This window comes from Martinezella sp. CNPSo 3957 (genome assembly GCF_057784395.1).
Window position 1 is genome coordinate 328,132 of the sequence record NZ_JBXSOU010000005.1, and the last position, 12,944, is coordinate 341,075.

The window sequence follows — 12,944 nt, forward strand, 5'->3', positions numbered from 1 at the left end:
AATGTTCTTGTTTTGTTCTTGAAATCGTCGCCATTGAGGCATATGCTTTGGAGATCGGAAAACAAAAGGAGGCAGAGCCAAACCGGCTTTGAATGAAGCCATGCAGCATGTCGATCAGTTGTTATTTAATCTCGGCAAACCGCCAATTAGTCGCAAGGGCAAAAGCCCTCCGAAGCGCCGGCAAGCACTCTATTTTGCGGCATTGCCGGACCCAGAAATCGCTAAATTGGCTGCTGAAATGACCGTCGACCAAAGTCGACGAAACGGGTTGATGCGCACAGCGAGAAAGCATGATCTTTACCATGCCACCATTTATCCCATCGACATTGTCTCCCGCTCACAGGAGGAAGCCACCTTCGCTGCGTTGGAGGCTGGGTCAACCATCTGCTTAAAGTCGTTTCCCTTGATATTCGATCGTGCAGGCACATTCGGCAACGGGAACAACCGTCAATATGTACTCTGGTGTAGGGACGGAAACGAGGGGCTAGCGACACTCCGTCGGGAATTGGATGCTGCAATGCAAAGCTTGGGCTTCGAAAGCGGCATATCCAAGTCGTTCCAACCTCACATGACGCTGTTTTATTGCAACCACATTCTTCCCGAAGTGATTTTGGAAGCGCCGATCGCTTGGACAGTCAAAACGTTCACGCTGGTCAACAGCTTTCAAGGCGACGGCGAACATGGCCACGTCTGGCATTGGCCATTATTCTAAATCTGGGTTCTAAATCTGGCGCTTACGGTTGCGGAACAGGCTGAACTGTAGCCATCACAGCCGCCACAGCATCATCGACGCTGAAGCTGCAACGCTTGTCGACGTCGGCGACGCCCGCGACCGTCATGAGATCGCGAACCCGGTCATGGACCCGGGCAAACTGTAGACGGAGACCGGCGCGCTGCATGGCGCCATCGAACTCCATCAAGGCGTCCATCGCCGTGCTGTCGATATCGGAGCTTTCCTCCAGGCTGAGGATGACGGCCCGCAATCCGGCTTGGCTGCGGCTGCCGGACAATATCTCGACGAAGATCGTATCGGCATTGCCGAAAAACAGGGTTTCGCCGGGGCGCCAGATGGCGATGCCCGGTATCTCCACGGCATCGCCATGCCTGATGATATCGACGAAGTCATGGCTGTTGTTGAGCCGTCCCAAACGGGCGATATACGGGGATGCCAGGCGATGCATCATGGCAGCGAGCGAAAGGGCGATTGCCAGCAGCATGCCGTTGAGCACGCCGAAAGCGAGCACGCCGACGGCGGCGCCCAGTGCCACGTAGAAATCGCGATGCAGACGGCGCAGCCGCAGGATGGGGCTGGGGTCGAGCGCATGCGTCAGAGCCGCGATCACGACCGCGGCCAGCACCGGCTCCGGCAGAAGCGCCACCAGCGGTCCGGCACAGGCAATCAGGATCGCGAGGCCGATGGCGGCAAAGACGGTCGTCGCCCGCGTCTTTGCCCCTGCCGCCTCACTGGCGAAGCCGGCGGAAAAACCCGCACCGACCGGCATGCCCTGAACGACGGCACTGGCGATATTGGCAGCGCCCAGCGCACCAAGCTCGCGATTGATCTCCAGCGTCTCGCCATAACGCAGGGCGAGTGCACGCATGGTGCCCCAGGATTCAGCAAAGAGGATGAGGACAAGAGGCACGGTGAATTGCACCAGCCGCGAATAGGCGGCCCAGCCGGCGTCCGGCAGCGAGGGCCATTGCGGCAGGATCTCGATCGGGCCGACCAGCTTGACGCCATGGCCTTCCAGACCGAACAGATAGGAGGCGAAGATGCCGGCGGCCAGCACAAAGAAGGCGGCGGGAATGCCGGGCAATCGCTTCAGCAGCAACAATGCCGCCAGCGCGACCACGCCGACGGCGACGCTGATCGGATTCCACTGGAGGATCGCGCCGAAGAGTGCGGCCGCGTAAGCCAGGATATTCGAGGCTTGCAGGGGCACACCGACAAGGATCGGCAGCTGATGCAGGATGATGGTGATCGCCAGCCCGAGCGCGAAGCCGCGCAAGACCGGCCGCGAGATGAAACCGGTGATGCCGCCAAGGCGCAAGGTACCGGCGATGACGAAAAGAATGCCGGCGAGCGCCACGGCAACCGTGGCAAGTCCCGCCTTGATCGTCGCATCACCCGGCACAACCGCCAATGTTGCGGCGAGAATGGCAGCGGATGAGGATGTGGGGGAGACGATGGCAAAGCGGCTGCGGCCGAATATGGCATAGACGAGACAGCCGACGATGCCGGCGAGGATCGCACGATGCGGCGGCAGGCCGGCGATGCCGGCGTAAGCGACCGCTTCCGGCAGCATCAGTCCGGCAACCGATATGCCCGCGACCAGATCGGCCCTATCCGCCACGAACCAACTGCCCAGCTTCGTCATCGATCACCGACCGTAAGTGTGGTCCATCCTTTTATGGATAGAGATTCGCCACGAGGCCGCAACAGAAAAATACGGGTTGGAATCGGTACTTATACGGCGCTGTCCGAGGCGTCCCGCAAGGGACAACTTTGACCGACAACATCCGCAACGAAGTCCATAACCGCCCGGATGGCAGGCGAGCGACGGAGATCGGGATAGGTGACGAGCCAGAGGTCGCGCGTCGGTGACGGGATCTCCGCCGGCAGGCGCACCAATCCTGCCTCACGATCGCCCAGAAATCTCGGAAGCGCCACAACCCCCAATCCGGCGCGAGCAGCCTCGAGCTGACCGAATACATCGGTAGCACGGAAGACGATCGGACGACCATCCAGCAGACTGCGAAGCCACGTCTGCTGGGTCAGATGCTCCATCGCCGCATCATAGCCGATGAACACCCAGTCCTTCTCTGGCGTTTGCGCCACGGACGGGATTGCATAGAGACCGAAGCGCATGGCGCCGATACGCCGGACCAAGAGATCGCTTTCCTCCGGCCTGATCATGCGCACGGCGATATCCGCCTCGCCGTAATTGAGTGCGACGCTCCGAGCAATGCCGGCAATGGTCAGCGTGATGTTCGGATGATGGGTATGAAACAGCGCGGCTTTCGGCGCCAGCAGATGGGCAGCGATCGACGGCGGCGCGCTGACCTTGACGGCAGCGGAAAGCCCGGAAACGGCGCTTTTCGAATAACGTCTGATCGCCTCGACATTTTCCTCCATACCCGCCACCAGTTCGGCGATGGCGCGGCCATCGGCCGTCAACGGCGAGGTGCGTGGCCGCCGGTCGATGAGGCGCAGGTCGAGCGCACGTTCCAGCGCCGCAATGCGCCTGCCGACCGTTGCGTGGTCGACACTCAACTCGCGCGCCGCCGCAGAGAGGGAGCCGGTTCGAGCGAGAGCGGCGAAATGGTGAAGGTCCTGCCAGTCGATCATCGGTGCATTATTGCACAGATATGGTGAGTTCATACCGAATTTATTCGCACAGCGATTCATGGTCAAAAATCGTCCGAAAGGAGATTTTCCCATGCCCCTAGCGATTGCTATTACCAACCCCGGCGGCCCCGAAGTCCTGAAAGCCGTCGATCTCCCAGCTACCGAACCCGGCCCCGGCGAGGCGCTGATCCGCCAAAGTATCTCCGGCGTCAATTTCGTCGACATTTATGTCCGTTCCGGGCTTTACCCGCTGCAACCCGGCAACAATGTGCTGGGCTTTGAGGGTGCAGGCGTTATCGAAGCGCTCGGCGCCGATGTCGGCGATCTGAAGGTCGGCGACCGTGTCGCCTATATCGGTCATCCGATCGGCAGCTATGCCGAGATGCGCACGCTACCTGCAAGCCGGCTGGTGAAATTACCCGATGGTGTCAGCGATCGCATTGCCGGCAGCACGATGCTGCGCGGACTGACGGCGCAGATGGTGCTGCAAAAGACCTATCCCGTGAAGGCGGGCGAGTGGGTGCTGGTGCATGCGGGCGCCGGCGGCCTCGGCCAACTCGTTACACGCCTTGCCAAGCGGATCGGCGCGAACGTCATCGCGACGGTGGGATCCGAAGCCAAGGTCGGCATCGCCCAGGAAGCAGGCGCGGACGCGGTTCTCCTGCATACATCCGCGGATTGGGCCGAGGAAACGCGCCGCATCGCCGATGGCCGTGGCGTACATCTTGCCGTCGACGGGATCGGCGGGACCATGTTGTCGAAAACGCTTGCCACGGTGCGCGCCTTCGGCATGGTCGCCAGTCTCGGACAGGTCGCCGGCCCCATTCCGCCGATCAAGATAGAGGAGCTAACCGCGCCCCGCGTGATCGGCCTGTCGCGTCCGAGCGTGTTGGCTTATGCCAACGATCCCGAACTCTACCGCGAAGGCGCCATGTCGCTGATGGCAGCGCTGCAGGCCGGGCTAGTCAACCCGATCGGCGCGGAATACGAGCTGAAGGATGCCGCCCGAGCCCATGCCGACCTCGAAGCAGGAAGAACGACGGCCAGCGTCATACTGACGATGTGATGCCTTTTGCCTATTCTCCCTTCGGGGAGAATGGGTTTACGCCACTGGCACGCCCCATGGACAATCGCCCACGCACAATCAATTCATCCCGTCAATGGCTTTTGCTGCAAGGCAGCAATTCGTTGACCTCGGCTGCTGTTGCCTGATAGCCATCACCCATGGCGACGCACGGCCCTCGGGCCTTCGCCGTCACTGCTATCCGATACGAATCCGCTTCCTTCGTGGCAAACAGCATGGACACCGCTGCCGGTGCCCGCAGGCGATATCCCGTGAACACTGCTTCCCAGACCATCCGGTCCGCTTCGACCCTGTCTCTCATCTCGATCGTCGCGCTGACATTCTTCGGCTACCTTGCCATCGGATTGCCGCTTGCGGTTCTGCCGACCTATGTCGACAGCAGCCTCGGCTTCGGCGTTGTTTGGGCCGGCATCGCCGTCAGCACGCAATATGTGGCGACCATCGTCAGCCGCGCCCATGTCGGCCGGCTCTGCGATCAATATGGGCCGCGCCGTTCGGTCTTCCTGGGCTTCCTTGCCTATGGTCTGTCGGGCGCACTCACCATCGCTTCCACTTTTACGATCCAAGTCCCGGCGGCAAGCCTTGCTCTTCTGCTTGCGGGCCGGCTGGCGCTCGGTATCGGCGAGAGCTGGGTGAGCACGGCGGCAATCACCTGGGCGATCGGTCTGATGGGATCGCGCGAAACAGTCCGCATCATCTCCTGGAACGGCATTGCCACCTACGGCGGCATTGCGCTCGCCGCCCCGTTCGGCGCCTGGCTGCAGGGGCAATACGGTTTCTTCGCCATCGGCGTCGTCACCATCATCCTTGCGGTTGCCGGCTTCATGCTGGCGCAAACGCGGCCGCCGGTTCCCGGCGTCAAGGAAAAAGGTATCGGCACGGGCCAGGTGCTGAGCCGCGTTGCACCATACGGCGTCGCGCTTGCGCTTGCCTCAAGCGGCTTCGGCGTCGTCATGGCCTTCGTCGCGCTGTTCTTCCATAGCCGCGGCTGGGAAGGCGCCTCCTTTGCGCTCAGTGCTTTCGGCCTCGCCTTCATGGGCGTGCGCCTGGGTCTTGCCCAGGCTGTCGCCCGCTTCGGGGGCCTGCCGCTGGTGCGCATTTCCCTTGTTATCGAGATCGTCGGCCTGGCTGCGCTTGCGCTTGCACCCTCCCCGACCGTTGCCATCATCGGCGCGGCTCTCGCCGGCGCCGGCTTCGCGCCCGTCTTCCCCGCACTTGGCAACGAGGCCATGGAGCGCATCCCGCCGCAGAACCGCGGCGTCGCGCTCGGGCTTTATTCGATCTTTCTCGACGTGTCGCTCGGTTCGACTGGCCCGATCGCCGGCCTGTTCGCGGATCATCTCGGCTATGCGGCACCCTTCTCTTTCGGTGTTGGTGCGGTGCTGCTCAGCCTGCTCCTGAGCTTCTGCCTGCGCAGGAATGGCAGTCGGTGAAAGCTGTTTTGGCGCTGTTTGTCCCCGGCCCTGATTCTGGCATATGGTGACAAACGGTTGCGGACCGCCTGCAGGGCTTGATATGGGTCTCTGATTATCATCAGCAGGAGGCCCGCCCATGAACGTCACCGAAATCGTCATCGAAGGCGACACTCCGGGGATCGCCTGGCGACTGCCCGTCCTGCATTTTTCCGGCAGCAAGACAGACGCTCCGAAGATCTACATTCAGGCTGCATTGCACGCCGGTGAACTGCCGGGAACTGCCTTGGTGCACTTCCTCTGCGAGCGACTTCGGAAAGCGGAAGCCGAAGGCGCGATCCTCAGCGATATCGTCGTGGTGCCGCATGCCAATCCGATCGGCGCGGCGCAATCGCATTTCGGCGAGATGCAAGGGCGCTTCGACTTGGGCTCGCGTACCAATTTCAATCGCGATTTCCTGCTGATCTCGCTGCGCGACCGCGATCTCCTCATCGAAAATCTGGAACGCTACCCCGCCGTCGACCGGCTGAAGCGCCAGCTGATCCATATGGCGCTCGGTGCCGATCTGGTGATCGATCTGCATTGCGATGACGAATCCCTGCAATATGCCTATATCGACGAGGCATTCTGGCCCGAGGCCGCCGATCTTGCCGCGGCGCTGAAGATGGATGCCGTGCTGCTGTCGGATGGCGAAAGCTCGGCCTTCGAGGAGGCCGTCAGCTTCGCCTGGAAATACGAAGTGCCGGGGGAAAAGAAGGCAAGGCTGCCGGGCAAGCTCTCTGTGACGGTCGAGTTGCGCGGCACACGCGACGTCTATCCCGAGATGGCAAGGAAAGATGCCGAAGGGCTCTGGCGTTTCCTGGCTGCGCGCGGCGCAGTCCGTGATGACAGCGTTGCGCTCGGTGTATTCGACGGCCCGGCCGTGCCGCTCGACAATGTCGAGATGATCCGCGCGCCGCAGGCGGGTACAGTGCTCTTCCATCGCAATATCGGCGAGCGCGTTGAAGAAGGTGATCTGCTGGCAACGATCATCACAGCGCCGGGCATGGCGAACGGGACCATTGAGGTCCGCGCGCCGCAAGCAGGTCTGATCGTCACCCGAGTATCGGACCGGCTGGTGCGCCGGCGCGGCGATCTTATGAAGATCGGTTCGGACAGAGCAAGCTCCGTCGCCCGCAAACCAGGAACACTTGAGGATTGATTTCCTCTAGCGGCGATCGATCACCTTACAGCGCATAGTGAAGGCGATCGCCGCTGATTCCCGCAGAAGCGCACCCAAATAGCGAATGTGACACTGCCCGCCAGCAAGGAGTGCGCGCACGATATTCGTTAGCTGGATAATAATTGAACGATTTTCCATCACGATCATGCCTCCGATCGAATTGATGCAGGCAATGTTCAGATCATCGAAGGCAGCAACTACCGTCCTTCGAAATATATGTATGCAGTGTGCATATATATGGTGAAACTGTCAAGATCCTATCTCGTGGCTATGTCATGAAGGCAATCGGGCAGCGATCCTGGTCGCAGGCGCCCTGATCGCAAACGCGACAGACCACGTCCTGGTCATCGCCGAGATCGACCAAGGCCGGCAGCAGCGTCTCGATGAGATGGCCGAATTGCATCGCCTCTTCAGGCCCGAGCACGGCGAAAGCTCGATGAATGACAGCACGCCGTGCCGCCAGGCTTTTGTCGAACAGCACCTGCCCGGCCTTGGTCAATTGCAGCGATCGGGCACGCTTGTCTCCCTCGACGCCTCCGGCGCGCAACGCGAGACCGGACGCCACCAGTTGGTCGACAAGGCGCACGGCGGCAGAATGGGAGAGCGCGATCATTCGGCGTAGGGTCTCGATCGTCAGCCCCGGCTCGGTGCCGATTTGAATGATTGCGGCGGTCGCGCTCGGGCCAAGGCCGGTTTCATCGACAAAGGCCTTTTCCATCTTGTCCACCAGAGCAAGGCTCATGGCGCCAAAGAGATTTTCCAACCGCAATATTTCCTTGTCCGTCGCCATGCTCCAACTCGCGCCATAAGTATGCATGCTGCATATTTATGCGATTATTGCTGGCAACTGCAACGGGCGAGAGAACTGCTTCCCCGTCCGAGCGGCTTTCATCCGCCTTTGTTCGCGTGTTATGCCCTATCGGACAGCAAAAGACGGATTCGCCATGACGATCACCATTTACGGCATCAAGAACTGCGACACGATGAAGAAGGCCCGCACCTGGCTCGAAAGCCATGGCATCGCCTATGACTTCCACGACTATAAGGCCGTGGGCATCGATCGGGATCATCTGGAGCGCTGGACCAAGGAAGCCGGATGGGAAGTGGTGCTCAACCGCACCGGCACCACCTTCAAGGCCCTGCCGGAAGCGGATCGCACCGACCTTTCGAAGGACAAGGCCATTCAGCTGATGATGGCGCAGCCCTCGATGATCAAGCGCCCGGTGCTGGAAGCGGACGGCAAATTGCTCATCGGCTTCAAGCCGGATATTTATGCGGCTGCATTCGGCAAGGCCGCCTTGAGATAAGCCATGTCCAAGACCACCCGCGCCACGCAAGTGCTGACCCAGGCGAAGATCGCCTTCACCGTGCATGCCTATGATTATGACCCGAATGCGGAACGTGTCGGCCTGCAGGCCGCAGAGGCCTTGGGCGAAGAACCCCATCGCGTGCTGAAGACGCTGATGGCGGAGGTGGATGACAAGCCCGTCTGCGCCGTCGTGCCCTCCGACCACGAAGTCAGCATGAAGAAGCTCGCCGCAGCCTTCGGTGGCAAGTCGGCTAATATGATGAAGCCTGCCGATGCCGAGCGCCTGACGGGCTATCATGTCGGCGGCATCAGCCCCTTCGGCCAGAAGAAGCTCGTTCCCACAGCGATCGAGGCGCAGGCGATGACCGAGGCCTATGTCTACATCAATGGCGGCCAGCGCGGGCTGCAGGTGTGCCTCAGCCCCCAGGATGCCTTGGCTGCTCTCAAAGCCAAGGCTGCGCCCCTGATTGCCTGACGATCTGCAAGATCGGACAAAGCGCCTTCAATTTCGCCGCAAACCGGTCTAAGTCTTCAGACCATCTTCGATATCAGCCAAGCAGGTTTTGTCATGACATCAGCCTCCCCCAACCATCATCCCGTCGATCACGCCAAGCTGGAAAAGCTTGCGGAAGTGGCCGTAAAGGTCGGGTTGCAGCTGCAGGCCGGTCAGGATCTGCTGATAACAGCGCCGGTCGCAGCGATGCCGCTGGTTCGGCTGATCACGCGCGAAGCCTACAAGGCCGGCGCCGGCCTCGTCTCGACCTTCTATTCCGACGAAGAGACCACGCTCGCCCGCTACGAATACGGCCAGGATGCGAGCTTCGACCGCGCCGCCACATGGCTCTATGAGGGCATGGCCAAGGCCTTCTCCAACAATACGGCACGCCTCGCCATTTCCGGCGACAATCCGATGCTCCTGTCCAGCCAGGACCCCAACAAGGTGGCGCGCGCCAACCGCGCCAACTCGGCCGCCTACAAGCCGGCGCTGGAAAAAATCTCGAATTTCGACACCAACTGGAACATCGTCTCCTACCCGAACCCGTCCTGGGCAAAGCTCGTCTTCCCGAACGACCCGGAGGCAATCGCAGTCGCCAAGCTCGCCAAGGCGATCTTCTCGGCCTCGCGCGTCGACGTCGAAGATCCGATCGCCGCCTGGGCCGAACACAATGCCAATCTGCACAAGCACTCGGCCTGGATGAACGGCCAGCGTTTTTCCGCCCTGCATTTCCAGGGACCGGGCACCGATCTGACCGTCGGTCTGGCGGATGGCCATGAATGGCATGGTGGCGCCTCCACCGCGAAGAACGGCATTACCTGCAACCCGAACATCCCGACGGAAGAGGTCTTCACCACGCCGCATGCGCTGCGCGTCGAAGGCCATGTTTCCTCCACCAAGCCGCTGTCGCATCAGGGCACCCTCATCGACAATATCCAGGTACGCTTCGAAGGCGGCCGGATCATCGAGGCCAAGGCAACGCGCGGTGAGGAAGTGCTGAACAAGGTGCTCGACACCGACGAAGGCGCCCGCCGGCTCGGCGAAGTGGCGCTGGTGCCGCATTCCTCGCCGATTTCGGCAAGCGGCATCCTGTTCTACAACACGCTGTTCGACGAAAATGCTTCATGCCACATTGCGCTCGGCCAGTGCTATTCCAAGTGCTTCATCGACGGCGCCAAGCTCAGCCAGGAGCAGATCAAGGCGCAGGGCGGCAATTCCAGCCTGATCCATATCGACTGGATGATCGGCTCCGACAAGGTTGATATTGACGGCATCAACGCCGATGGCTCGCGTGTGCCGGTCATGCGCAAGGGCGAGTGGGCATAACCAAGTTCAGATATTCGAATGCGATCATGCCGCGGTATCTCTGCCGCGGCATATTTTTTTCGGAAATCGTGAGATCAGATCGTCGCCAGCGCTCGCCTGATGCGTTCGAGATGCGCCTTGCGTCCGGCTTCGGTCATACGGTCCATGTCATGCAGCGCCAGCATGCGGAAATTCAACCGCTTGGCGCAGAAAGCGGCTATGCCGCGCTTCAATAGGCGCCGCACCGGATTGCCCATATAGAGGTGCACGATCCACCAGGGCGAACCGGTCGTCGTCAGCGCCCAGAAGAGGCGGATATTGGTGAGCTTCGGCACGATACGCCCGCCGGCGACATCGTGGGTGAAGGCAATGCCGGGCGCAAAGGCGCGGTCGAAGAAGCCCTTGAGGATCGCCGGAAAATTGAACCACCATTGCGGAAAGACGAGGATCAGTCCCTCCGCCGCCTGCAGTCGTGCGACGATGGCATCGACGCCAGAGGTATCATAGGGCTGGTCGAAATAGCCGCGCCGTTCGGCTTCGGACAGACGCGGATCGAAGCCCTCGCGATAGAGATCGAGCAGATCGACCTCGTGCCCGCCGGCAACAAGCGTCTCCTGTGCAATCTTCGCCACGGCGACGGCAAAACTATCCTCCAGCGGATGAGCCAGCACCAGCAGGATACGCATCAGAAGAGGCTTCCCTGCTTCGGCGGAGCGGCGGGTTCTACCGGTTTGGTTGCCCGCTTCTTCGCAGGCGTAGCGCCTGATGGCGTGGATGAAGACGAAGGCGGGACATCACCGCCGGCGACCGCCCCGACGCGGCCATCCGCGAACTCGATCGAAATAGCCGCACCTGCCGAAAGTGCCGCCGCCAACGAAACCGGGCGGTCATCCTCGTCACGAACCACGGCGTAGCCGCGCTTTAGGACGTTCTTGTAGGAGAGCGACTGCAGAATACGCTCCTGCGCCGTAAGCTCGCTGCGCGCGCGCGTCAGCTGATGACGGATGGCCGTATCGGCGTGACGGACGAGATTGCCGAGGCGATCACGCGCCCTGCCCGTCTGCGCTTCGAGGCGTGACGGCAAGGTAGCGAAAACGGCATCGGCCCGTTCGATGCGGGCATGAGAGCGGTCGAGCATGCGCTCGATGGTTCGCTCCGCGCGGGTCATTCGCTCGCTCAACTGCTGCCGGCGCTCGGTGATCCGGTTCGACAGGATATCCGGCCGCAGCTGCGAAGCGGTGCGCTCGAAGGAGCGGCGCTTGTTGAGCGTGTTCAGCTCCAGCCCGCGGCCAAGGCCGGCGGCCGCTTCGTCGAAGCGCCGGCGCGGCAGAGCCAGGATCTGGTCGAGGGAAGGCAAGGCGCGCAGCAGCGCGCGAACCGCCTGCCGCCGTTGATCCATCTGTCTCGTCATCCCCCCCTGCAGCCGAGCCGCAAGGCTTGCGAGTTGCGCCTCCAATTCGGCCCGAACAGGCACGGCCATTTCCGCCGCACCGGTCGGCGTTGGGGCGCGCACGTCGGCGGCATAGTCGATCAAGGTCCAGTCGGTCTCGTGGCCAACGGCCGAGATCAGCGGGATCTCGCTCGCGGCTGCGGCGCGGACGACCGCCTCGTCGTTAAAACTCCAGAGATCCTCGAGGCTGCCGCCGCCACGTGCGACAATCAGCACGTCCGGGCGCGGGATCGGGCCACCGGCCCCAAATTCGTTGAAGCCGCGAATGGCGTTGGCCACTTCATCGCCGGAGCCTTCGCCCTGCACCTTCACCGGCCAGACGAGGACGTGCACGGGGAAACGATCGGAGATACGATGCAGGATATCGCGAATGACGGCGCCTGTCGGCGAGGTTACGACACCGATCACTTTGGGCATGAAGGGCAGCCGGCGTTTGCGCTCGGGATCGAAGAGGCCTTCGGCACCGAGCTTGCGCTTGCGTTCCTCCAGCAGCGCCATCAAGGCGCCTGCCCCGGCAGGCTCCAAGGTTTCGATGACGAGCTGGTATTTCGAGGAGCCTGGGAAAGTCGTCACCTTGCCTGTTGCAATGACTTCCATTCCCTCTTCAGGGCGGAATTTCAGCTTGGAAAATGTGCCTTTCCAGATCACCGCATCGATGCGGGCGCGATCGTCCTTCAGCGAGAAATAGGCATGGCCTGAGGAATGTGGACCGCGATAGCCGGAAATTTCCCCGCGCACGCGCACCTGATCGAACGCATTTTCGACCGTGCGCTTGATCGATCCGGATAGTTCCGAGACGGAATATTCCGTCAGGTTCGAGGGCGAATCATTCTCAAAAAAGCTGCTCATGTCCTCTTTCTAGCCGATGTCGCGGTAAATGCGGAGCCTTGCGCATACCGCTTAAGTCTGAATCGATCGAAAGACAGGATTGCGCGCATATTTAAGGTACTGCCGCCTCCTTTGCATGTCCCATAACGGGCGTGGAGCCTATTGCTTCATCAAGCGTTAACCTTATCGACAAAGCCTTTCTTAGCCATCCGCGCGTAAACCTGTGCAAACTGGTTCTTGGTAAAGAGGATATGGAGCGATGATATTCGTGACCGCCACGATCATCGGAATTGCCGCCGGCCTGCAGCGCTCGACGATCGGCGCCCTGTTCGGCGTGGCATTGGTGAGCATCGCCTTCATGGCGGCCGTTGCGATATCGATCGTTCCGCCGCCGCTGACGACATTGTTTATCGCGCTCGGCGGCTACAATCTCGGCTTTATCGGCTATCTCATGACAGCGGATATGCTGGAACAGCGCCGGGCTTAGAC

At 61.2% G+C, this 12,944-nt stretch carries 14 protein-coding genes; 8 read left to right on the forward strand and 6 right to left on the reverse strand.

Features of this window, described 5'->3' with window-relative positions; genetic code table 11:
* The first annotated feature begins 100 nt into the window (after positions 1 to 100).
* The gene (locus tag AC13QE_RS15410; RefSeq protein WP_488484304.1) at positions 101 to 712 is read left to right on the forward strand and encodes a 2'-5' RNA ligase family protein; all 612 of its coding nucleotides are present in this window, start codon (positions 101 to 103) and stop codon (positions 710 to 712) included.
* A gap of 22 nt (positions 713 to 734) precedes the next feature.
* Here AC13QE_RS15410 and AC13QE_RS15415 read toward each other — a convergent pair whose 3' ends face one another.
* Together AC13QE_RS15415 and AC13QE_RS15420 are read right to left on the reverse strand one after the other, a co-directional pair.
* Positions 735 to 2,378 (reverse strand): SulP family inorganic anion transporter, encoded by a 1,644-nt coding sequence (locus tag AC13QE_RS15415; RefSeq protein WP_488484305.1) that lies wholly within the window; start codon positions 2,376 to 2,378, stop codon positions 735 to 737.
* Between the two features lie 89 nt (positions 2,379 to 2,467).
* Positions 2,468 to 3,349 (reverse strand): LysR family transcriptional regulator, encoded by an 882-nt coding sequence (locus AC13QE_RS15420; protein WP_488484306.1) that lies wholly within the window; start codon positions 3,347 to 3,349, stop codon positions 2,468 to 2,470.
* 91 nt (positions 3,350 to 3,440) lie between these two features.
* On the opposite strand from AC13QE_RS15420, the gene AC13QE_RS15425 reads away from it, so the two are divergent.
* The 3 genes from AC13QE_RS15425 to AC13QE_RS15435 all read left to right on the forward strand — a co-directional run bounded on the left by AC13QE_RS15425 (position 3,441) and on the right by AC13QE_RS15435 (position 7,046).
* Positions 3,441 to 4,415: a quinone oxidoreductase family protein gene (locus tag AC13QE_RS15425; protein WP_488484307.1), complete on the forward strand. Its 975-nt coding sequence runs from the start codon at positions 3,441 to 3,443 to the stop codon at positions 4,413 to 4,415.
* A gap of 269 nt (positions 4,416 to 4,684) precedes the next feature.
* On the forward strand, positions 4,685 to 5,866 hold the full coding sequence (locus AC13QE_RS15430; RefSeq protein ID WP_488484308.1) for an MFS transporter: 1,182 nt from the start codon (positions 4,685 to 4,687) through the stop codon (positions 5,864 to 5,866).
* A 118-nt stretch (positions 5,867 to 5,984) separates the two neighbouring features.
* The gene (locus AC13QE_RS15435) at positions 5,985 to 7,046 is read left to right on the forward strand and encodes a peptidase M14 (RefSeq protein ID WP_488484309.1); all 1,062 of its coding nucleotides are present in this window, start codon (positions 5,985 to 5,987) and stop codon (positions 7,044 to 7,046) included.
* Positions 7,047 to 7,052: 6 nt separating this feature from the next.
* On the opposite strand, the gene AC13QE_RS15440 is transcribed toward AC13QE_RS15435, so the two are convergent.
* Both AC13QE_RS15440 and AC13QE_RS15445 read right to left on the reverse strand, forming a co-directional pair.
* Positions 7,053 to 7,214: a hypothetical protein gene (locus tag AC13QE_RS15440; RefSeq protein WP_165915179.1), complete on the reverse strand. Its 162-nt coding sequence runs from the start codon at positions 7,212 to 7,214 to the stop codon at positions 7,053 to 7,055.
* Positions 7,215 to 7,335: 121 nt separating this feature from the next.
* Positions 7,336 to 7,857 carry a MarR family winged helix-turn-helix transcriptional regulator gene (locus tag AC13QE_RS15445; RefSeq protein ID WP_488484310.1) on the reverse strand — a complete coding sequence of 174 codons (522 nt, stop codon included), beginning with the start codon at positions 7,855 to 7,857 and terminating at the stop codon, positions 7,336 to 7,338.
* A gap of 154 nt (positions 7,858 to 8,011) precedes the next feature.
* Between AC13QE_RS15445 and AC13QE_RS15450 the strand changes: the two genes are divergently transcribed.
* The 3 genes from AC13QE_RS15450 (at position 8,012) to AC13QE_RS15460 (ending at position 10,198) form a co-directional block, all read left to right on the forward strand.
* Complete coding sequence (locus AC13QE_RS15450) at positions 8,012 to 8,374, forward strand: ArsC family reductase (protein ID WP_488484311.1); 363 nt, start codon at positions 8,012 to 8,014, stop codon at positions 8,372 to 8,374.
* Positions 8,375 to 8,377: 3 nt separating this feature from the next.
* A complete protein-coding gene (gene ybaK, locus AC13QE_RS15455) occupies positions 8,378 to 8,851 on the forward strand; it encodes a Cys-tRNA(Pro) deacylase (RefSeq protein ID WP_488484312.1) in 474 nt (157 codons plus the stop codon).
* A 93-nt stretch (positions 8,852 to 8,944) separates the two neighbouring features.
* Positions 8,945 to 10,198 carry an aminopeptidase gene (locus tag AC13QE_RS15460; RefSeq protein WP_488484313.1) on the forward strand — a complete coding sequence of 418 codons (1,254 nt, stop codon included), beginning with the start codon at positions 8,945 to 8,947 and terminating at the stop codon, positions 10,196 to 10,198.
* A 74-nt stretch (positions 10,199 to 10,272) separates the two neighbouring features.
* On the opposite strand, the gene AC13QE_RS15465 is transcribed toward AC13QE_RS15460, so the two are convergent.
* Entirely contained in the window at positions 10,273 to 10,863 is a 591-nt protein-coding gene (locus AC13QE_RS15465) for an NAD(P)H-dependent oxidoreductase (protein WP_132715583.1), read from the reverse strand.
* The gene (gene xseA / locus AC13QE_RS15470; protein ID WP_132715582.1) at positions 10,863 to 12,476 is read right to left on the reverse strand and encodes an exodeoxyribonuclease VII large subunit; all 1,614 of its coding nucleotides are present in this window, start codon (positions 12,474 to 12,476) and stop codon (positions 10,863 to 10,865) included. The genes AC13QE_RS15465 and xseA overlap by 1 nt, the downstream gene beginning before the upstream one ends.
* A 238-nt stretch (positions 12,477 to 12,714) precedes the next feature.
* Here xseA and AC13QE_RS15475 point away from each other — a divergent pair, with 238 nt between their 5' ends.
* The gene (locus tag AC13QE_RS15475) at positions 12,715 to 12,942 is read left to right on the forward strand and encodes a homogentisate export protein (RefSeq protein WP_132715581.1); all 228 of its coding nucleotides are present in this window, start codon (positions 12,715 to 12,717) and stop codon (positions 12,940 to 12,942) included.
* Positions 12,943 to 12,944: the final 2 nt, after the last annotated feature.

What these genes read in the sequence shown, in the direction of transcription:
- AC13QE_RS15410 (WP_488484304.1), top strand. Translation starts at nt 101, where the DNA reads ATGCAGCATGTCGATCAGTTGTTATTTAATCTCGGCAAACCGCCAATT.
- AC13QE_RS15475 (WP_132715581.1), top strand. Translation starts at nt 12,715, where the DNA reads ATGATATTCGTGACCGCCACGATCATCGGAATTGCCGCCGGCCTGCAG.
- AC13QE_RS15465 (WP_132715583.1), bottom strand. Translation starts at nt 10,863, where the DNA reads ATGCGTATCCTGCTGGTGCTGGCTCATCCGCTGGAGGATAGTTTTGCC.
- AC13QE_RS15420 (WP_488484306.1), bottom strand. Translation starts at nt 3,349, where the DNA reads ATGATCGACTGGCAGGACCTTCACCATTTCGCCGCTCTCGCTCGAACC.
- AC13QE_RS15435 (WP_488484309.1), top strand. Translation starts at nt 5,985, where the DNA reads ATGAACGTCACCGAAATCGTCATCGAAGGCGACACTCCGGGGATCGCC.
- AC13QE_RS15460 (WP_488484313.1), top strand. Translation starts at nt 8,945, where the DNA reads ATGACATCAGCCTCCCCCAACCATCATCCCGTCGATCACGCCAAGCTG.
- AC13QE_RS15445 (WP_488484310.1), bottom strand. Translation starts at nt 7,857, where the DNA reads ATGGCGACGGACAAGGAAATATTGCGGTTGGAAAATCTCTTTGGCGCC.
- AC13QE_RS15440 (WP_165915179.1), bottom strand. Translation starts at nt 7,214, where the DNA reads ATGATCGTGATGGAAAATCGTTCAATTATTATCCAGCTAACGAATATC.
- xseA (WP_132715582.1), bottom strand. Translation starts at nt 12,476, where the DNA reads ATGAGCAGCTTTTTTGAGAATGATTCGCCCTCGAACCTGACGGAATAT.
- ybaK (WP_488484312.1), top strand. Translation starts at nt 8,378, where the DNA reads ATGTCCAAGACCACCCGCGCCACGCAAGTGCTGACCCAGGCGAAGATC.
- AC13QE_RS15415 (WP_488484305.1), bottom strand. Translation starts at nt 2,378, where the DNA reads ATGACGAAGCTGGGCAGTTGGTTCGTGGCGGATAGGGCCGATCTGGTC.
- AC13QE_RS15450 (WP_488484311.1), top strand. Translation starts at nt 8,012, where the DNA reads ATGACGATCACCATTTACGGCATCAAGAACTGCGACACGATGAAGAAG.
- AC13QE_RS15425 (WP_488484307.1), top strand. Translation starts at nt 3,441, where the DNA reads ATGCCCCTAGCGATTGCTATTACCAACCCCGGCGGCCCCGAAGTCCTG.